Origin of the sequence: Hahella ganghwensis DSM 17046, assembly GCF_000376785.1 — a bacterium.
GTDB lineage: Bacteria > Pseudomonadota > Gammaproteobacteria > Pseudomonadales > Oleiphilaceae > Hahella > Hahella ganghwensis.
In genome coordinates, this window is the sequence record NZ_AQXX01000108.1 from 24358 (window position 1) to 43641 (window position 19284).

The 19284-nt window shown below is 50.2% G+C and carries 16 protein-coding genes; 5 read left to right on the plus strand and 11 right to left on the minus strand.

Annotated elements, in window-relative coordinates; genetic code table 11:
• Window positions 1-574: 574 nt before the first annotated feature.
• From F566_RS0111650 to F566_RS0111660, 3 genes are all read right to left on the minus strand, one after another.
• A complete protein-coding gene (locus F566_RS0111650; protein WP_020407166.1) occupies window positions 575-1630 on the minus strand; it encodes a 2-oxoadipate dioxygenase/decarboxylase family protein in 1056 nt (351 codons plus the stop codon).
• An 80-nt stretch (window positions 1631-1710) separates the two neighbouring features.
• Window positions 1711-3210, minus strand: a complete 1500-nt coding sequence (amaB, locus tag F566_RS0111655; RefSeq protein ID WP_020407167.1) for an L-piperidine-6-carboxylate dehydrogenase — start codon at window positions 3208-3210, stop codon at window positions 1711-1713.
• Window positions 3211-3307: 97 nt separating this feature from the next.
• A complete protein-coding gene (locus F566_RS0111660) occupies window positions 3308-4450 on the minus strand; it encodes a saccharopine dehydrogenase family protein (protein WP_020407168.1) in 1143 nt (380 codons plus the stop codon).
• A 188-nt stretch (window positions 4451-4638) separates the two neighbouring features.
• On the opposite strand from F566_RS0111660, the gene F566_RS0111665 reads away from it, so the two are divergent.
• Both F566_RS0111665 and F566_RS0111670 read left to right on the plus strand, forming a co-directional pair.
• Window positions 4639-5064 carry an Lrp/AsnC family transcriptional regulator gene (locus tag F566_RS0111665; RefSeq protein ID WP_020407169.1) on the plus strand — a complete coding sequence of 142 codons (426 nt, stop codon included), beginning with the start codon at window positions 4639-4641 and terminating at the stop codon, window positions 5062-5064.
• Window positions 5065-5177: 113 nt separating this feature from the next.
• Window positions 5178-6218: a glycosyltransferase gene (locus F566_RS0111670; protein WP_020407170.1), complete on the plus strand. Its 1041-nt coding sequence runs from the start codon at window positions 5178-5180 to the stop codon at window positions 6216-6218.
• 30 nt (window positions 6219-6248) lie between these two features.
• Here F566_RS0111670 and alr read toward each other — a convergent pair whose 3' ends face one another.
• From alr to F566_RS0111685, 3 genes are all read right to left on the minus strand, one after another.
• Window positions 6249-7331 (minus strand): alanine racemase, encoded by a 1083-nt coding sequence (gene alr, locus F566_RS0111675; protein ID WP_020407171.1) that lies wholly within the window; start codon window positions 7329-7331, stop codon window positions 6249-6251.
• Window positions 7332-7440: 109 nt separating this feature from the next.
• Window positions 7441-7827 (minus strand): RidA family protein, encoded by a 387-nt coding sequence (locus F566_RS0111680; RefSeq protein ID WP_020407172.1) that lies wholly within the window; start codon window positions 7825-7827, stop codon window positions 7441-7443.
• An 81-nt stretch (window positions 7828-7908) separates the two neighbouring features.
• The gene (locus F566_RS0111685; protein ID WP_342662544.1) at window positions 7909-9222 is read right to left on the minus strand and encodes a D-amino acid dehydrogenase; all 1314 of its coding nucleotides are present in this window, start codon (window positions 9220-9222) and stop codon (window positions 7909-7911) included.
• Window positions 9223-9416: 194 nt separating this feature from the next.
• On the opposite strand from F566_RS0111685, the gene F566_RS0111695 reads away from it, so the two are divergent.
• Window positions 9417-9902, plus strand: coding sequence for an Lrp/AsnC ligand binding domain-containing protein (locus tag F566_RS0111695; RefSeq protein ID WP_020407175.1), 486 nt, complete (start codon window positions 9417-9419; stop codon window positions 9900-9902).
• On the opposite strand, the gene F566_RS32640 is transcribed toward F566_RS0111695, so the two are convergent.
• Window positions 9897-10532, minus strand: coding sequence for an acyl carrier protein phosphodiesterase (locus F566_RS32640; protein WP_020407176.1), 636 nt, complete (start codon window positions 10530-10532; stop codon window positions 9897-9899). The genes F566_RS0111695 and F566_RS32640 overlap by 6 nt on opposite strands.
• Before the next feature lie 119 nt (window positions 10533-10651).
• The gene (locus tag F566_RS0111705; RefSeq protein WP_020407177.1) at window positions 10652-11110 is read right to left on the minus strand and encodes a hypothetical protein; all 459 of its coding nucleotides are present in this window, start codon (window positions 11108-11110) and stop codon (window positions 10652-10654) included.
• Between the two features lie 194 nt (window positions 11111-11304).
• Here F566_RS0111705 and F566_RS0111710 point away from each other — a divergent pair, with 194 nt between their 5' ends.
• On the plus strand, window positions 11305-12213 hold the full coding sequence (locus F566_RS0111710) for a DMT family transporter (RefSeq protein WP_020407178.1): 909 nt from the start codon (window positions 11305-11307) through the stop codon (window positions 12211-12213).
• A gap of 20 nt (window positions 12214-12233) precedes the next feature.
• Here F566_RS0111710 and F566_RS0111715 read toward each other — a convergent pair whose 3' ends face one another.
• The 3 genes from F566_RS0111715 to F566_RS0111725 all read right to left on the minus strand — a co-directional run bounded on the left by F566_RS0111715 (window position 12234) and on the right by F566_RS0111725 (window position 17901).
• Window positions 12234-13436 carry a cation:proton antiporter gene (locus F566_RS0111715; RefSeq protein ID WP_020407179.1) on the minus strand — a complete coding sequence of 401 codons (1203 nt, stop codon included), beginning with the start codon at window positions 13434-13436 and terminating at the stop codon, window positions 12234-12236.
• A 162-nt stretch (window positions 13437-13598) separates the two neighbouring features.
• The gene (locus F566_RS0111720; protein ID WP_020407180.1) at window positions 13599-14141 is read right to left on the minus strand and encodes a winged helix DNA-binding protein; all 543 of its coding nucleotides are present in this window, start codon (window positions 14139-14141) and stop codon (window positions 13599-13601) included.
• Between the two features lie 166 nt (window positions 14142-14307).
• A complete protein-coding gene (locus F566_RS0111725; RefSeq protein WP_020407181.1) occupies window positions 14308-17901 on the minus strand; it encodes a hydantoinase B/oxoprolinase family protein in 3594 nt (1197 codons plus the stop codon).
• A 353-nt stretch (window positions 17902-18254) separates the two neighbouring features.
• On the opposite strand from F566_RS0111725, the gene F566_RS0111730 reads away from it, so the two are divergent.
• Complete coding sequence (locus F566_RS0111730) at window positions 18255-19232, plus strand: TRAP transporter substrate-binding protein (RefSeq protein WP_020407182.1); 978 nt, start codon at window positions 18255-18257, stop codon at window positions 19230-19232.
• The last annotated feature ends 52 nt before the right edge of the window (window positions 19233-19284 follow it).

Genomic DNA, 19284 nt, shown 5'->3' on the forward strand with positions numbered 1-19284 from the left:
AACTCGATGGTTCTGCAGGCGCTGAGCTAAACCGGCTGCTGTCCGGTAGTGCGTTTAAATCATCATGTTTCCTTAATGTTTCACAAATTGGTCATCAGCAGGTATTAGAATCGCCTCGCGGATGCATTTGCACGAACCATTCCGCTTAGTTTTAGAATAGATCATGTCTTGCCACTTGGACAGATATTATTTCCATCGTCACCATTAAAATTTTTTATATTTCATTCCGTTACGCAAAGTAGCATTGTGAGGGTTGGATTCCGGGCAGGATGGGCGTTATTGAAAAAAATGAGGGGAAAATTCCCCTGTTGCACCAAAGAGATGCAAGTCTTTGAAGTGGTGTAACAAAAGGGAACCTAAAGCCCTAATTTGAATCAGAAGGGAAATTTCTGACGCAAAAGAAGCCCCGATCTGCACGAACGGGACTTCTCAATTTTACAAATCTTTATGTTTTTTTTGAGAGGTACTTGGGCTTTTTTCTATCAGCGACTTTGTGTCTTGAGAGAGACATAGCACGCAGAATGCGAGTGTCATGAAATAGTGCTCCACCCACTGTTTTTATCAGCCGTTTATATCAGTGTTTGCGGGTCATTTTAAAAATACCCTGAGCGTTGCGGCTGTCAAAGCGTAGATCCATCTTTGACTCCTCGGGTTTGGAGTCCAGGTGGTTTCGCTGGATGAACTCAAAAAATGAGCCGGGAACCTCAAAAGTCTCTAAACCTTCAGCCGTTTTGAACTGACGTTTGACCATGGTGGCGCGATAAGCGGTTTGGAGAATATTGGCATTCTGTGCCACTTCGATTTCGGGCTTCATTGGCCGCCCCAGAGTCCTTTGTTCTGCATCCAGTTTTTTCAGATCATCCACGCGATCAGTACCATGATTGAATGCATTACCCTCTGTGGAAATCCAGGCCATTTCTGCAGACTCTTTGAGTAGCGTCAGGTAATCATCCCGGTAAGGTTCGGCATGCTGACGGTCGAAGCAGGCTACAATGGCCGGTAGAAGCTCTGCGGCCTCCCCAAGGCTCAGCCAGCCATTTACCGAGAGTTTGTGTAGAAGGGCCAAGTGACCGGGTGTCAGCGGATCAACCGAAGTAGATACCGTTCTGTCTACTGCTGCCTGGAATGGCTCCGAGAATTCTTCTGGATAGAGTTCGCTGACAAAGAATTGGGCGATACTCTCAGGGAAGTCCTGATGACAGTAAACGAAACCACACATGTTGAGCTTATTTAGAGGGTATTCGCCTGCAAGCTCGAATCCCAGGGGCTCCAGAAGGCGGGAAAAGGCTTTGTAGCCAGATGGCAGGGCCTGATTTTCCCAGCGCACGGTACGCAAAGCGCCATGATCAAACACCACCTTTCCACCAGCGATGATTTTCTCACGGACATAGGTCTGCCCCTCGGGAACTCTCTGCAGCAGGTCCTGCAGGAGTAACAGATTCATCGCATGAGCAATCATGCTCCGGGGAATTTGGCCTTCCTCACTCGAATTCAGAAGTGCCGGGTTGTGAGCGACGGAAGTCAGTAATTCTTCCACTTGATCAGCGGTTCTGACAGAACTTAACAATTGACCCAGTGTGCTTTCCAATAATTGATTTGTGCTATTGCCAGATACTTCTTCAGCATGCATATCAGTACACCATATGAAAAGAAAGGGTGGGCCAGTGGCCCACCCGAAGTGATGGAATGAAAGGATTACCAGAATTGTGATTACAGGTCGAATTTAATTCCCTGAGCCAGGGGTAGCTCGGTGGAATAGTTCACAGTAGCGGTTGCTCTGCGCATATAGCCTTTCCAGGCATCAGAGCCGGATTCACGTCCGCCACCGGTTTCTTTTTCGCCACCGAAAGCACCACCGATTTCTGCACCGCTGGTGCCGACATTGACGTTGGCGATGCCGCAGTCACTGCCGACAGCGGACAGGAACAGTTCTGCTTCACGTACATCATTGGAGAAGATGGCGGAAGAAAGACCCTGAGGTACGTCGTTTTGACGCTCGATGGCATCTTCCAGATCGTTATAGGTGAAGAAGTACAGGATTGGCGCAAAGGTCTCTTCAGGGTTGTTCTGCATGGCAGAACCACCTTCAACGATGGCTGGATGAACGTAGTAGGCATGAGGAAAGTCGCCTTCCAGCGCTCTGCCACCACCGAATACACTGCAGCCGCTATCTTTGGCTTTCTGCAGGGCATGTTCCATCTGCTCGAATGAGCGGGAATCAATCAGTGGACCGACCAGGGTTCCCTGATCCTGCGGATTACCGATTGGCAATTGGCTGTAGGCTTTCTTCAGGCGGTTAAGCAGCTCTTCCTGAATGCTTTCATGGGCGAACACACGACGGGTAGTCGTACAGCGTTGCCCTGCAGTTCCTACGGCTCCGAAGACGATGGCGCGGGTCGCCAGATCCAGGTCAGCTGATTCGCTGACAATAATGGCGTTGTTGCCGCCGAGTTCCAGAATTGACTTGCCAAAGCGTGCCGCAACTTTCTCGCCGACAATACGTCCCATGGCACAGCTGCCGGTGGCACTGATCAGCGGAACTCGTTTGTCATTGACCAGTTGCTCGCCTACGTCACGCTCACCAATCACGATTTGTGACAGATGCGCTGGCGCTTCACCAAACCTGGCCAGGGCTTTTTCGAACAGGTGCTGACAGGCAATGGCGCACAGAGGCGATTTTTCGGAAGGTTTCCAGATCACTGGGTTTCCACAGACAATCGCCAGTGCTGTGTTCCAGGACCATACCGCCATTGGGAAGTTAAAAGCGGAAATGACGCCAACAGGTCCCAGAGGATGCCAGGTCTCACGCAGGGCGTGGTCCGGACGCTCAGAGGCAATGGTTTTACCATAAAGTTGGCGGGACAGACCGACGGCAAAATCGCAGATATCGATCATTTCCTGCACTTCGCCTTCACCTTCGGCGACAATTTTTCCGCATTCAAGCGTAATCAGTGCACCCAGGGTGCTTTTGTGCTCGCGCAGAATCTCACCATAAATACGCATCAGCTCGCCACGTTTGGGAGCCGGCACCCGACGCCAGGTTTTAAAGGCGTCTTTGCTTTGTTGGATTTTCTTTTCAACGCTGTCAGCGTTATCCAGCTTCAGGCTGGCGATGGTCGCACCATCGATAGGAGACTGAACCTTGTAGCTGCCGTCGTTCAACTGAGCGGCATCAAGTTCCAGTGCTGAAAAAATTTGTTGTATGTTCATCGTTCGCTCCTCCTTGGGAGTCATCATCCTACTAAGCGGCCAACAACAGACTATTCACTGTCTTCAAAGTCGTTAGCCGCAGGCGTATCCCAGGAAATCAGGCAATCTTCTTTACAGCCGGCTCAGACTCAACCGGATTGTGGCTACCGACAGTATTCTGGTTGTCCATGAAGTTACGTCCGAATCTGTTGGCAACAAAATCATCAAAACAGATATCTTCCTGACGCACAAATCCTTGTTGTGGCAGCTTGCCTTCCACCATCAGGTCCAGAGCTGCACAGATCCCGCTGGAAGTGGTGATCTGGATGGCACTGCGCAGAGTGTTGTTGATTTCACGGCTGTAAACTTTACGGGCAAAGGTTTCTTGTACGAACATGCCGTTTTTGGTGCCGCTGACATTGACGAATACCAGAACCACATCCTGCATGGTGACAGGGACAGATGCTTCCATGATGTCTTTCAGGAGCTCAGGACGATCACCCAGACCCAGATCGTTGATCAGCATTTTCATAAGATCACGGTGACCAGGGTAACGAACGGTTCTGTAGTTCAGGTTCTTGACCTTGCCTTCCAGAGTTTCGCACAAAGTGCCCAGTCCACCGGAAGTGTTGAAGGCTTCGTAATCGTCGCCGTCCAGAGAGAAGGTTTCCAGCTCTTCCAGGGGAGGAACTTCGCGCAGTTTGCCGTTAACAATCGCCTCACAAGGATTAAGGTATTCGTTGATCAGGCCGTCGGTGCTCCAGGTAAGGTTGTATTTCAGTGCATTGGAAGGATAACGGGGCAGGGCGCCGACACGCATGTGAACGTTATGCAGGGTGTCGAATTTTTTCGCCAGGTCGTAAGCCACAATAGAGATAAAACCGGGTGCCAGACCACACTGAGGGACCAGTGCTGTTTTGGCATCTTTTGCCAGGTCTTTGATAATTCTGGTGCTGGCTACGTCTTCTGTCAGATCGAAGTAATGTGCGCCTTGTGCAACGGCTGCTCTGGCAATTGTCTTGCCGATATTGAAAGGACAGCAATTGATCACCGCAAATTTGTCTTTCAGGATTTCTTCCATTTGAGACTGGTCAGAGGCGTCTGCATGTCTGGTCTCAACTGCTGACACCTGTAGCTTGACTCTTGCCAGCGACTCCTCGTACTGATCGATGATGGTTACCGCATAGTCTCCAGTGCTGGAGAGCATGTCCGCGATCATCAATCCAATTTTTCCTGCTCCGACAACAGCGATCGATTTCATAGTGCTCACTCCCAATTAAATTGAATTTTTATAACGGTTATAGGGTTATATGACACGTCAACAAACCCTAGTGTAAGTAGCCTCGTTGTCGGATCGTAAGTGTCAAACTGACTGTTTTACGGGTATTAATTGACGAAATGACTATAATGGCAGTCGTATCGTCGGTTTTGTATGAGAATTAAGCACCAATGGATGATAAAAACCTTCAGCTATTAAACTTGTTGCGGGCGAATGCCCGTGAATCAACCGCAGTTCTGGCGCGAAAACTGAATCTGTCGAGAACGGCCGTTCACGAGCGCATCAATAAACTTGAGGCCGCAGGAATTATTCGTGGCTATACCCTGAAACTGAATGAAGAATACGCCAGCAGACTGGTAACTGCGCAGGTGATGATCGAGATCAATCCCAAACTCAGCAAGCAGGTGACCAACAGTCTCTCACGTATCGATCAGGTGCAATCGTTGTATACGGTGAATGGCCAGTACGATCTCATCGCCCTTATTCGGGCTGAAAGTACCCAGCAACTTGATGAAGTAATCGACAAAATTGGAGAGATAGATGGGATAGAAAAAACAATGTCATCTATAGTGTTATCTACAAAGTTCGAACGCTGAATATGAGTCGGGCAAAGTGATAAGCGTTTTTCTGATGTTTTTTAACTGGAGTTCAGAATGCAAACGTTAGCAGTTGTATTTGCAGATATTCATACAATGATGGCGAAGATTAGATGAGAGTTTGGGCCTTACCCTATGACAGTGCCTACACATGTTCGTTTTACCAGGCCGTAGAAGATGCGGGGGTGGACGTACTACCCGCCGTTTGGTCCAGTTCATGGATCTATAACGATGTGAAGGGAAACGATATTGTCCATATTCACTGGCCGTCTTTTGCCTACAAAGGCAGTGGCAGCTACTTGAGTATACTGGTCAGTTTTATCAAGTTTTCGGTGTTAATGCTGATCATTCGTCTGAAAGGAGCCAGAGTCTGGTGGACAGCGCATAATCTGTTTCCCCATGAGCGATGTCGAATCAGGTGGATTGACGTGCTGGGACGGCATCTGATTATTGCGTTGGCATCGAAAATTTTCGTTCACGGAGCGATGGCCAAATCTGTATTACTAACCCGTTTTCCAAAATGTGCTCCGAAATGCCACACAATTCCTCATGGGCATTGGGTAGGCGCATATGGGGAGTTGGTGGAAAAGAATGTGGCCAGGAAAACACTGGGCCTTCCGGAAGATAAGCCTGTCTATCTGTTAATCGGTCATCTGAAGCCCTACAAGAACCTTGAGGGGTTGATTGAGGCCTTTTTGGCGTTAGATTCAGATGGCATTCTACTGCTGGCTGGTAAGTTCAGTGATGCTGCTTATGCCAAGAAAATTTCCGGGATGACAGAAGGCCACAGTAATATCCGAATTGACGCCAGGTTTATTCCCAATGAAGAAATGCCGTTTTATCTGGGGGCAAGTGATGCCATTTGCCTGCCCTACACTGACATTTTAACCTCAGGGGCTGCTGTCCTTGCCATGAGTTATGCCAGGCCGGTGATATCAATAGATAAGGGCTTTATGCGTGAGGTTATCACAGAGGATTCCGGGGTTCTGGTGTCCACAGGGAATAACACCGCCTTGATTCTGGCAATGAGAGAGATTGTGAAAAAAGACTGGGATCAAAATAAGATCCTTCAGCATGTGTCCCAATACACATACACCGAAGCTGCCAGTGTATTTGTCAGCCAGTTGGAACCGTCTTTAAAAACGTCGTATTAACTGAGAGCTCGTTGAAGATTCAAATAAAGCTCAGAGGTTGAGATACTCGCGATGTACTCTCGGCGTCAGACAGGTCGTCAGAGTGTAAGGGACGGAATCATACCAGGGGGACACCTCATCCAGCGTGAGTTCCGGTCCCCAGAATTCTACTTCAGAACCTATTGAGACGCCGTCCAGGTCTGTCAGATCGACCGTAATCATATCCATGGAGACTCTGCCGATAATCCGGGTACGTTGACCATTGACCATAACGGGGGTGCCGGAAATCGCCTGACGATGGAAGCCGTCACCATATCCCATGGCCACAGTTCCGACCACGGTGGATTGTTCTGCCATCCAGGTGCCGCCATAGCCAACCATGTCGCCTGGGGGGATATCCCGGATCGCGATAATTTCAGATTTCAGGCTCATGGCCTTCCGCAGTTTATCCCCAAATGGATGCGATCCGACAAAGGGGGACGCTCCGTAAAGCATCAGACCTGGTCTTTGCCATTCTGCCAGCGCTTCTGTCCATCCCAGAGTTCCTGCTGAGTTTGCCATGCTTCTGGCAACCGTGAGACCTTCTATGGCTTTATTGAAGCAATGGATCTGATCCAGGGTGGCCGGGTTATCGAGTTCGTCTGCGCAGGCAAAGTGAGTCATCATGATCACTTCATCTATGTGGGGCATGGCTGATAGCTGGTCGTAAGCTGCTCTGGCCAATTCCGGGGGAATTCCCAGCCGGTGCATGCCGGAATCTATCTTCAGCCAGGCTTTTGTGGTGCGTGGGTTCTGCCAGTTCCGCAAAGTCTCAATCTGGCTCATATCGTGAATGGCCGTCCACAACTCCTGATCCTGAACTGCCTGATAATCCTCGCCGTCAAAAAAACCTTCAAGCAGCAGAATGGGTTTATCAATACCGTTGTTTCTCAGGACAACCGCTTCTTCCACGCAGGCAACGGCATAGGCGTCAGCATCCTGATAAAGCGCTTTGGCGACTACTGGCGCACCGTGGCCATAGGCATCTGCCTTGACGACTGCCAGGGCTTTCTCCTTTGGGGCCATGGATTTGGCCAGCCGGTAGTTATGCCGGATGGCGTCAAGGTCAATCACGGCTCTTGCCTTACGACTCATAAACAGCACTCTTCAGGTTTATCAGGGATGCCGCCATCTGTAATAACGACAGCAACCCTGAAGATTATGCGGGATGAAACGACGCTATGCCACTGATGAAAAACAGATATCAGTCAGCTAAAACCATAATGGCTTCAACTTCAATATCAACATTCTTCGGCAATTGTTTAACGGCGTAGGCGGCGCGGGCAGGGTATGGCTCATTGAAATAGCGAGCCATGACTTCGTTGACCAAAGGGAAATGTTCCATGTCTGAAAGCAGAATGGTCAGTTTAACCACGTCGGCAAATGAACCACCTGCGGCTTCGATAATGGCGCCCATGTTATCGAATACCCGTGTAGCCTGGGCTTCGAAGGAATCATTCACGAGTTCCATGGAAGCTGGGTCCAGAGGAATCTGGCCGGAAATGTAAACAGTATTACCGGCTTTTACTGCCTGAGAGTAAGTACCAATTGCTGCGGGGGCTTTGTCAGTATGGATAATGGATTTTTGCATTGTGATTCCTACAGGTTTTGTTTTTCTCAATGCCGGCTTCCCTGTCGGCATCAGGAGCTGAAATGATAGAAACAGGTTTTCCTAACCTGCGTACTGGGCTTTCAGGCGTGGTGCCCGAGCGCTGCCATAGCGATCAATACCCAGTCCTTCTGAACTGATTTCCGGTTTGTGCCCGCTGATGACATCCGCAATATATTTGGCCGAGCCGGTAGACATGGTCCAGCCCAGAGTTCCGTGACCACTGTTGATGAACAGATTGCGGAACTTGCTGCCGCCCAGGATAGGAGTACCATCCGGCGTCATGGGGCGAAGACCCGTCCAGAAAGAGGCCTGGCTCAGGTCTCCTGCGCCAGGGAATAGATCGCTGACCGAATGATTGACGTTGCGCTGACGGTCTGCCGGCATCTTCAGGTTATAGCCGCAGATTTCGGCGGTTCCGCCGACACGGATGCGGTCATTCAAACGGGTAATGGCGATCTTAAAGGTTTCATCCATCACCGTGGATTGAGGCGCTTTGTCCTCATCCACGAGCGGAATGGTGATGGAATAACCTTTAACCGGGTAGATCGGTGCATTGATACCGATCGTTTTCAGCAGCAAAGAGCTATAGCTGCCCATTGCTACCAGATATCTGTCTGCCGTCAGGAGTCCTTCTGAGGTACGGACACCGTCAATGCGATCACCAGTGGTCAGCAGACCATCTATCTCAGTGTCGTATTGGAAGACAACGCCGGCTTCCTCACAGGCTTTTGCCAGTGCCTGGGTGAACTTGAAACAGTCACCGGTTTCATCTCCTGGCAGGCGCAGCCCTCCGACAAACTTGGAAGGAACGTGGCGCAGTCCTGGCTCAACCTTCATACAGCCGTCGCGATCGAGAGCTTCATAAGTCACGCCGCATTCTTCAAGTATGGCGATATCGGAAAGGGAAGCATCCACCTGCTTTTGAGTCCGGAACAATTGCAATGTGCCTTGAGTACGCTGGTCGTAGTCCAGAGACAGCTCATCGCGGAGATTTTTCAAACAATCCCGGCTGTATTCAGCCACGCGCAACATACGGGCTTTGTTAGTGCGGTAGGACTTTTCATTGCAGTTCATCAGCATTTTGAACAGCCAGGAATACATACTGGGATCAGTTGTAGGGCTGAGACGCAACGGAGCGAGATCCTGCATCATCCACTTGATGGCTTTCAGTGGAACACCGGGAGCAGCCCAGGGAGCTGAGTATCCCGGGGAGACCTGACCGGCATTGGCGAAGCTGGTTTCCAATGCGGCTTCAGGCTGGCGATCGACAACTGTCACTTCATGACCGGCTTTGGCCAGATACCAGGCACTGGTCACTCCAATAACGCCCGAACCTAAAATCATCACTTTCATGGTCTGCCCCTCCTCCCGCAATGGGTGTCGCTTGGCTGTGTTGATGTTGAAAAAATATGTGATGATTATACGAGTGAATACGCCATATATTTTTACGAATTTTGAAATATTTCAAAATAAAATCTGGATTTTTTTAAAAATGCAGAAAATAATCCTAAGTTATGAAGTGTTTTATATGATGCACTAATTTGGGGCTGGCATAGGAGGTCTTTTCAATGAAGCCAATAAAAAAAAGACGCGAATTTGATCGAATAGATAGCAACATCATCCGGATTCTGCAAAAGGAAGGGCGAATTTCCTATACCGACCTGGCCGATAGAGTGGGGTTGTCCACGACGCCTTGTATGGAGAGGGTCAAGCGCCTGGAGAAAGAAGGTGTCATTCAGGGGTATCACGCCCGTATCAACCCGGCAGCCCTGGACTACAACATGCTGGTCTTTGTGGAAATTTCCCTTTCCTACCAGTCTCCTGATGCCTTTGCCCGCTTCAGTGAAGCGATCGCCGGGTTTCCCTATATATTGGAATGCCACCTTGTGTCGGGGGATACGGACTACCTGATTAAAGCCAGGATCAGTGATATGTCCCAGTACCGTGAGTTACTCGGAGAAATGCTGTTGCGTATTCCCGGGGTGCGGAATTCCAAGAGTTATATCGTCATGGAAGAGGTGAAGGAGACCCATATCCTGCCGGTAGATCTATAGAGATTCATTCTGGGAAGCTCTGTCGTTTAAATAGTCGCATAATTGTTGAGCGGCCTTCTCGGCAAAGTCCATGACATCTGGGTACATCTCCAGAAACGCCTGTTCCAGCGTGTTGTCGTGCTGGTGTAGTAGTGCGGCGGTATCGCCAAGGGGGATGGGTTTTTTGAGACGCTGCCCGATTCGGTCAAGCGCCTGGCAGATATTCTCTGAATCAGCATAGGCTGACAGCCAGTCATACCGGATCATGCGGGGAAGGACTTGTTCCATTCGGGAGGAATAATCCGGGGCGTCCGATATCTGTCGTTGCAAAATCACGTATTGGCGGGCAATCCAGTCTTGTCTGTCTTCAGGATGAAACCGTTGCCAGTGCCGGGACAGAAAGTAATCCCAGAACAGATCGAGACAGATACCTGAATAACGCCGGTATTCTGTCGGAAACAGCGTTCTAATCCTGGCGTTGACAGAATGGGTGTCGGTAAAGTGGTCAATCTTTCTGTGTAAAAGGATGCCGACGGCAATATGTTTGGGGAAGTGACTCATATCCCGCCCTTTTATAAAATCACCCAGCAGGTTGCCCAGAGCGTGAGTGTCACTGTGGTCAGCCAAGTGTAAGTGGGCAAGAAAATTCATCCAGACAGGTATCCTAAATACAGCCATCCTAAATTCAACCGTCTTCAGATTACCATAGTGCGTCATGAACCTGGATAGCCGGAATAAAAGATAGGCGGAAAGCCGACCTTGGTGAGAGATCAGATTCTGAAACCCGGAATAAACACATCGGGAAGGTAGTCGTTCAATGCTTTGTTGAGCTGCGGCCAGAAGTCTTCATTTTCTGATTCCTGTTGCAAATGCTGACTGGCTTTCTGTATCACACCATTAAAGACGACCAGTTGGGCAGACCAATCCAGGCCGTTGTTGAGTTGATGGTGGTCTACAGGTGCTCCGTACTGCCGAAATACCGTGCGATAACAGGCATCGATATCTTCTACCCAGCCATTCAGGCTGTTGGACAAATCAATAATGTCCTGGCGCAAATAGGGAAGCTGAGAATTGTCTTTCAAATAGGGCTGGAATACCGATTTGAGGACAAACACAATTTTATTACGTTCAGTCTCACAGGCCCCTAATTCCAATGCCGAAGTTGATAGAGGTGTGAACAATAGCAAGAGTCCAGCAATCTGCCGGGCTGTCTTTATGCCGAACGTCATGTCGTGGTCCCCCCTCAGGCTCGTGATCGGATTATTATTATAATGTCTGATTACCTGGTTATCCGGTTAACAGTAAGCGTAGTTTATAAAGTGGCAGTTGACCCGGAAACGACGTCTCTCAGGGGCTGTGGGGAATTGCGTCTGAAACGAAATTCCCTCTTGCATCAGTATGCCAACTCTGGCCCAATTCGCCGATGCAAAATGACACTCAAACTTCACATGATTTTCCCTCTGCTCCGGCCAATGAGCGCAAGGCGTTAGTATTTGGTCTGGCAGCAGTTTTGTGCTGGTCGACGGTAGCGGTGGCGTTCAAGATCGCTCTGGCACAAATGGATGTACCTGAACTCCTGTTTTGGGCGACGCTTACCTCTGTCCTTGTGATGGGGGCGGTATTATTGTTCCAGCGAAGACTGTTAGAGACGCTCAAGGATCTCAAAACAAACTGGCTGAGGGCGCTGGGGATGGGGCTGATCAATCCTCTGGCATATTATTTTGTGCTCTTTGCCGCTTACGACCGGCTTCCAGCACAGGTGGCGCAGCCGGTGAACTATACATGGGCCATTGTGCTGGCTTTCATGGCCGTGATTTTTCTTGGACACCGAATCTCGAAAGCAGACTTTATTGCCATGGCACTGGGTTATTCTGGCGTTGTGACCATCTCCATGGGGGGATCTTCGGATCAGTTGCCTTTGTCTCTGATCGGGCTGGGCCTGGCAATTCTGAGCACTTTGCTTTGGGCCGGGTACTGGATTGCGAACTCTCTTGATAAAAGGGATCCCGTTAGCGGCTTGTTTCAGAACTTTCTAATGGCATTGCCACTGACACTTATTCTGGCCTGGCCGCTTCAGACAGAAGTTAAACCTCTGCTCAGTGCAGTCTATGTCGGAACGTTCGAGATGGGAATTACCTTTGTCTTCTGGCTGTTGGCAATGAAATCAACGAATCATGCCAGCCGTATCGGTAACCTGATTTTTATCTCGCCCTTTATTTCATTGGTGTTGATTCATTTTATTCTGGGCGAGCATATCTACATGACGACGCTGGCTGGTTTAGTGTTGATCATTGCGGGATTAATTGTTCAGAATCGATATGCCCGTCATTGAGATTGAGACTGTCTGGACGATTACAGATGATTTTTCCGAAGATAAATCTGTAAAACGGCTGGGTTGATGACCAACGTGAACAGGCATAGTACGAGAACAAGGCACAGCATATCCTCTCTGTACGGGTAGTTGACAGGGATCATTAGTACTAATGCACAGGAGACGGCTCCACGCAGCCCTCCAAGGGTCAGGATATGCTGCCAGCGGGTGGGGAGTGGTTGACCGACAACCCGAAACAGCAGTCCACTACCGTAAATTAATGACGCTCTCGAGACGAGTAATATGACAATCACCCCCGGAATGGCCCAGGAAAGCGGGAACTGATGCAGTCCAGCGGTCACTCCCAGAATAAAGAACAGCACACTGCCCGCAAGCTCGTTTAAATAATTCCAGTAGGCTGAAAAAGACTCTTTCTTTGTGGGTTTACCCCGAACCCTGATATACGCCCAGGCAGCAAACATCGTGGTCACCACGCCGGAGATATGCAGTAGGTTTTCGGCCAGCAGAAAACTACCGAATGCCAGGACCAATGAGAGTGAAAGCTCCGCAAAGTGGTTTCTTTCATACCATACTAAAATCAGTTTTGAAGCCATCCAGCCCAAAACCATGCCTAGTGGAACTGCCGCGCCGAGAGTCCATAATAATTGGAGTGTCAGCTCGCCTGCATGAAGTTCGCCAGCGCTCAGTGCCACGACGGCGATGCTTAAAAACGCCACGATGGCAGTGCCGTCATTGAACAGGCTTTCCCCTTCCAGTAACGCGGTCAGCTCTTCGGGCATGCGAAAACGTTGAAATATGGAATTCACCGCAGAGGGATCTGTTGCGGCGACCGATGCCGCCAGCAGCATTGCATGAATCAAGGGAATATCCATCAGCCAGTGCAGGGGCATCCCAATCATAAAAATGGTAATGGCAACCCCGAATGTCGCAAGAAACCCTACGTGGAGGCCATGTTGTTCTACTTCGGTGGGGGAGAGCGTTCGGGCACTGGAAAAGATCAATATGGGGAGTAAAAGTGCGAAGACCAGTTCTGGGGTAAGGTGCAACGCGGGAAGTGTATCAAAGTGATAAACCACCATTCCGTAGAGCAGTCCCGCCAGCAGAATCCAGGATTCTGACGGTAATATGCTATGGCGTGAGAAGTGACGGATTCCTGCCAAAACAAACAGCAGAACACAGAACGAAGCGACATTAATGGCGAGTGTGGGATCGTGTTCCAGCATCCGTGAAATTCCCTGATTGAAGGAGAGCTCTTGGAAACAGTTGTTTAAAGAATATGGCAGAGCCTCTGTGAAAAATCATCTGCTGATTTTTAAAGGCCGGTAAGTGGGAAGGTGTTACGGGATATCTGGATGGTTGGGGACAACGTCCCCAATAACACTGATTTAAAGCGACGCTGCCGCTCTGGCTGCCTGATCGTAGAGACCTGAGACACTTCTCAGAATCGTGGCGGCGACTCGTAAGTCGTCAGTATCCGTATCAATGACCTTTAATGAGGACAGCAGACATTGTTCCCGGACTTTGCGATAGTCGTCACAAGCTTCGTACCCTGCCTTTGTGGTGCTGTAGAATACTTCCTTGCCGCGTTTCTCACTTTCCACCAGTCCGCCTTTGACCAGCTTCTTCAGTGAATAGTTTACTGTGTGCTGGTCTTCGATATTCAGCATAAAACAGATGTCGGCAATGCGTTTGGGGCGGTCGCGATGGTTGACGTTGTGCAACACCATAATGTCCAGTGGCCCCAGGTCCTCTATGCCTGAAGCCGACATACAGCGTGTCATCCAGCGGCTGAATGCATTGAAGGCGATAAACAGGCCGTATTCCAGTTCGCTGAGTTGCCAGCCTTCGCTTGATGCCAGGTGGTAGGAGGAAACAATTGGAGGAAGGTCCAGAGCAGAAGGCGCGTCACTCGCGTTTTTTTTAGACATAGGCTTTGCTGGTCTCGTTTATCTAAGTATATGTGGGGTCATGGTGTTGAGGCTTCGTCTAAGTATCCGATGAAACGTCAACACACTAGTAGGATAATAATAGGATACCAGCCATCATGACTCCCTCCCAGTCTTCGGGGAAGGAGTCATGACAAAAGTGAGCGGATCAAGCTTCGCCGTAGCCGCCACCTCCTGGGGTTTCGATCATGAATACATCGCCGGCATTCATCTCAACCTGATCGGCGGCTTTCAGCTCCTGGATTTCTCCGGTACTGCGGATAACCCGGTTGTGACCCAGTTGCCCCGGTTCACCTCCTGCCATACCATAAGGCGCTACCAGACGATGTCCCGAAACAATAGCGGCAGACATCGGCGCAAGAAAACGAATCTTACGGATGACTCCGTCTCCACCCTGATGTTTTCCATTTCCACCACTGCCTCGACGAATTCTGAAGTCGTCCACCGATACGGGATAACGCCACTCGAGAACCTCTGGGTCCGTCAAACGTGAATTAGTCATGTGGGTATGAACCGCGTCAGTACCGTCGAACTCAGGACCTGCGCCGGAACCACCACAAATGGTTTCGTAGTACTGATTGATCTCATCGCCGAAGGTGAAGTTATTCATGGTGCCCTGCGAGGCTCCCATGGTGCCCAATGCCCCATAAAGCGTGTCTACAATGGCCTGTGAGGTTTCCACATTTCCGGCCACTACCGCTGAAGGGTAGGTGGGATTCAACATGCAGCCTTCTGGCACAATAACATTCAAGGGCTTCAGGCAGCCTTCGTTCATGGGAATATCATCGTCTACCAGAGTACGGAAGACATAGAGTGCGGCAGCCCGGCAGATGGAGAGAGGCGCATTGAAATTATTCGCCTGCTGCTCGGATGTGCCGGTGAAATCCAGGGTGGCTGAACGGGTGTCCTTGTCCACATGGATGGAAACACGAATGACACCGCCCTGATCCATAGGGTATTCGAAGGTTCCCGAGGTCAACTGGTGTATTACCCGGCGTACGGATTCCTCTGCGTTATCCTGAACATGCCCCATGTAGGATTGCACCACATCAAGGCCGAAATGCTCGACCATCCGCTGCAGCTCCTGAACGCCTTTTTCGTTGGCGGCAATCTGGGCCCGGAGATCGGCAATATTCTGGTTGATGTTTCTGGCTGGGTAGTCTCCTTCACCCAGAATTTTCCGCATGTCAGATTCCAGCAACCTGCCGGCCTGAACCAGTCTGAGGTTATCCAGCAGAACGCCTTCCTGATCCACTGTCGAACTGTGGGGAGGCATGGAGCCAGGCGTGATGCCGCCGATATCCGCATGGTGTCCCCTGGAGCCGACGTAGAACATCACTTTGTCGCCTTTGTCATTGAAAACCGGGGTGACCACAGTGACATCAGGCAGGTGAGTACCGCCGTTATAGGGTGCATTCAGGACGAAGACATCCCCCTGCTGCATATCTCCCTGCCATTTGCGGATTACTGCGCGAATACTGTCACTCATGGAGCCCAGGTGAACCGGCATGTGAGGTGCGTTGGCGACCAGATTGCCTTCACTGTCGAAGACAGCACAGGAGAAGTCGAAACGTTCCTTGATATTGACGGAATGGGCGGTGTTGGCAAGTACCCCTCCCATCTGCTCAGCAATCGACATGTAAAGATTATTGAATATTTCCAGCATGATGGGGTCGGCTTCGGTGCCAATGGCATGCTGGTTCTGCTGTGGAACCACTCGCTCCAGTACCAGATGTCCACGGTTATTGATCTCTGCCTGCCAGCCGGGTTCCACGATAGTGGTGCTGTTGCGGTCGATCAGGATCGCCGGTCCGCTGATGCGGTCTTCCGGTTTCAAGGTGTCACGGTTATACAGCGGCGTTTCCCGATAGGCGCCCTGGCTGTACATCTGGACTTTTGCCAGCACCTCCGCTTCATCCTGAGAAGTCTTACCGGACAGAATCGGGTCATCCGCGACACCTGTATCGGCAATAGCCTCGACAGATACTGCTTCGACAATTAGTGAACGCTCGCTGACGGTAAAGCCGAACTGCTGACGGTGCTGTTGTTCGAAGTCCTGACGCATAGTGTCAGCGTCTGCCGATACCACAGGTAACGCAGTGTCAGTGCCTTCATAACGAAGCAGAGCTTTTGATATGACTTTAATCTGAGAAACTTTCAGATCCTGGTCGAGAAGTTCCTGTTGTGACTCTGCCGCCAGTTTTGACCAGACGTCTTCTACAATGCGAAGGTTATCTTCATTCAGTTGTAATTCGATGGATTGCTCCCGCATAGCCCTGATTTCTGCCAGACCCATACCATAGGCGGACAGTACACCTGCGTAGGGGTGAATAAATACCCGCTCCATTCCCAGGGCATCGGCGACCAGGCAGGCGTGTTGACCTCCGGCACCACCAAAGCAGCACAAGGTGTATTCGGTAACATCATAGCCTCTCTGAACAGAGATCTTTTTCACTGCATTGGCCATGTTTTCGACGGCAATTCTGAGAAAGCCTTCTGCCAGTTCCTCTGGGCTGGTGCCCACTTCAGCGGCCATAGCGTTGAAGCGGCTGGCCACCGCGTCTCGGTCCAGCGGCTGGTCTCCGTCAGGGCCGAAAACATTCGGAAAATATTCGGGCTGTATTTTGCCCAGCATGACATTGCAGTCGGTGACGGCCAACGGACCACCACGTCGGTAGCTGGCGGGACCGGGATTGGCGCCGGCTGAATCCGGGCCGACACGTAGACGGCTACCGTCATATTGCAGGACCGACCCCCCACCGGCTGCCACCGTATGGATACTGAGCATTGGCGCTCTCATCCGGACGCCGGCAACAACGGTTTCAAAGCTACGTTCGAATTCCCCATCGTAATGAGAGACATCAGTGGAGGTGCCACCCATATCGAAGCCAATCAACTTGTGGAAACCCGCCATGGCTGCGGACCTTACCATACCGACAACACCGCCGGCCGGACCAGATAAAATGGCATCTTTGCCCTGAAACTTATGGGCTTCGGTCAGGCCGCCATTAGATTGCATAAACATCAGGCGGGCATCGCCAAGATCTCCAGCCACCTGATCTACATATCGGCGCAGAATTGGTGATAAGTAGGCATCCACTACAGTAGTATCCCCTCTGCCGACCAATTTCATCAGCGGGCTGACCTGATGGGAAACGGAGACCTGCGTAAATCCGATGACTCTGGCCAGTTCTGCAACTGCGAGTTCATGCTCCGGGTAGCGATAACCATGCATGAATACAATGGCGACGCTACGTATTCCGTTTTCGTAAGCAGCAGTCAGAGCTTTACGAGCGGACTCCGGATCGAGCTTCTCCTGAACGGTATCGTCGGCGAGTATTCTTTCATCAACTTCAGCCACTTGTTCATACAGAAGTTCCGGTAAGACGATATTTCTGGCAAATAGATTAGGGCGCGTCTGGTAACCGATACGGAGAGCATCGGCAAAACCTTTGGTAATCAATAGTAGTGTGCGGTCCCCTTTACGTTCAAGGAGGGCATTGGTGGCAACGGTGGTCCCCATTTTCACGGAATCAATTTTCTCTGCGGGTATCGGATCACCGTTTTTTACACCCAGTAATTCGCGAATGCCTTGTACGGCGGCATCTTGATAGCGTTCAGGATTTTCTGACAGAAGTTTATGGGTGGTGGTGGAACCGTCCGGGCGTTGTGCGACCAAATCTGTAAATGTGCCACCACGATCGATCCAAAACTGCCAGCGACCAGAATTATTGTTGTTCATTGCGTGACTCCGAATGCTGTTACTGGGTTACATCATGTGTTCGTAGAATCATGAGCTCTAGCAGGCTGCTGTAAAACGACCTGCGTTGAAGTTGCCTCGCTAACGATTTTTAATCGCTAGCCAAGCTTCATCATGAATGTGTAAATACATTAGAAATAAATTATCGACAAATTGTCAATAAAATGATATTAATTTTGTTGTGTTGTTTTGGAGTGGTTGAAAAAACGATTCCTGCGTAAAAATAAGAAACAGCCTTTGATGCCTGTTTCTGGACGGACGCTAACTACACTCAATAAAAATAAACAGCATGTTGTAGAGGTCATACACCAGAAATCTTCCAAAGAGGCGTAACGATGAAGAATAAATTATTCCTTAAAATTGCCGGCGTTATTTTCACTGTATTCGCTGTGGGGACAGCCCAGGCGGACGAGTGGGATATGCCCACCCCTTACCCTGATAAAACATTCCATACCCAGAATATTATCCAGTTTGCCAAGGATGTAGAGGAAAGCACCAAAGGCGAGTTGAAAATCAAAGTTCATACGGCAGGATCCCTGTTCAAGCACGCGGATATCAAGAATGCTGTACGTGGTGGCCAAGTGCCCATCGGTGAATTCTTCCTGTCTCTTCTTTCCAATGAAAACCCCGTATTCGGTGTGGATTCGCAGCCATTCCTGGCGACCAGTTATGAAGATGCAGACAAACTATGGAAAGCCCAGAAAAAGGTGGTATCCAAGTTGCTGGACAAGCAGGGCTTGATGATTCTCTACTCTGTACCCTGGCCCCCGCAAGGGTTGTATGTCCGCAAGGAAGTCAGCAGTGTGGAAGACCTGAAAGGTGTGAAATTCCGCGCCTATAATGCCACCCTTGAGCGGCTTGCCAGCCAAATGGGAGCGGCACCGACACAAGTGGAAGTACCTGATATTCCCCAGGCGTTTGCGACCGGTCACGTGGAAGCCATGATGACGTCGCCTTCCACTGGTGCGAATTCCAAAGCCTGGGACTTTGTTAACCATTATTATGATATTCGTGCCTGGTTGCCAAAAAATGTTGTCGTGGTCAACAAGCGGACCTTCCGTCGACTGGATAAATCGGTACAGGAAGCGGTCCTGCAAGCAGCGGCGGCCGCCGAGAAACGCGGTTGGGAAATGAGCCGCCAGGAAACCACGGAACAAACCAAAGTTCTTGCTGACAACGGCATGGCAGTACATGAACCCACTTCTGAAATGTTGAAAGAATTCCAGATGCTTGGAAGCCAGATGATTGATTACTGGGTTTCTGAAGCCGGACCGGAAGGTCGGGCCATTCTGGAACAATATAACGCCAAGTAAACTTTCAACATTGATGATCCCGAATTGAGGTAATCAGTAGAGCTGTTTACCT

What these genes read in the sequence shown, in the direction of transcription:
- F566_RS0111725 (WP_020407181.1), bottom strand. Translation starts at nt 17,901, where the DNA reads ATGAACAACAATAATTCTGGTCGCTGGCAGTTTTGGATCGATCGTGGT.
- alr (WP_020407171.1), bottom strand. Translation starts at nt 7,331, where the DNA reads ATGAGTCGTAAGGCAAGAGCCGTGATTGACCTTGACGCCATCCGGCAT.
- F566_RS0111715 (WP_020407179.1), bottom strand. Translation starts at nt 13,436, where the DNA reads ATGCTGGAACACGATCCCACACTCGCCATTAATGTCGCTTCGTTCTGT.
- F566_RS0111665 (WP_020407169.1), top strand. Translation starts at nt 4,639, where the DNA reads ATGGATGATAAAAACCTTCAGCTATTAAACTTGTTGCGGGCGAATGCC.
- F566_RS0111705 (WP_020407177.1), bottom strand. Translation starts at nt 11,110, where the DNA reads ATGACGTTCGGCATAAAGACAGCCCGGCAGATTGCTGGACTCTTGCTA.
- F566_RS0111650 (WP_020407166.1), bottom strand. Translation starts at nt 1,630, where the DNA reads ATGCATGCTGAAGAAGTATCTGGCAATAGCACAAATCAATTATTGGAA.
- F566_RS0111720 (WP_020407180.1), bottom strand. Translation starts at nt 14,141, where the DNA reads ATGTCTAAAAAAAACGCGAGTGACGCGCCTTCTGCTCTGGACCTTCCT.
- F566_RS0111670 (WP_020407170.1), top strand. Translation starts at nt 5,178, where the DNA reads ATGAGAGTTTGGGCCTTACCCTATGACAGTGCCTACACATGTTCGTTT.
- F566_RS0111710 (WP_020407178.1), top strand. Translation starts at nt 11,305, where the DNA reads ATGCAAAATGACACTCAAACTTCACATGATTTTCCCTCTGCTCCGGCC.
- F566_RS0111680 (WP_020407172.1), bottom strand. Translation starts at nt 7,827, where the DNA reads ATGCAAAAATCCATTATCCATACTGACAAAGCCCCCGCAGCAATTGGT.
- F566_RS32640 (WP_020407176.1), bottom strand. Translation starts at nt 10,532, where the DNA reads ATGAATTTTCTTGCCCACTTACACTTGGCTGACCACAGTGACACTCAC.
- F566_RS0111695 (WP_020407175.1), top strand. Translation starts at nt 9,417, where the DNA reads ATGAAGCCAATAAAAAAAAGACGCGAATTTGATCGAATAGATAGCAAC.
- amaB (WP_020407167.1), bottom strand. Translation starts at nt 3,210, where the DNA reads ATGAACATACAACAAATTTTTTCAGCACTGGAACTTGATGCCGCTCAG.
- F566_RS0111660 (WP_020407168.1), bottom strand. Translation starts at nt 4,450, where the DNA reads ATGAAATCGATCGCTGTTGTCGGAGCAGGAAAAATTGGATTGATGATC.
- F566_RS0111730 (WP_020407182.1), top strand. Translation starts at nt 18,255, where the DNA reads ATGAAGAATAAATTATTCCTTAAAATTGCCGGCGTTATTTTCACTGTA.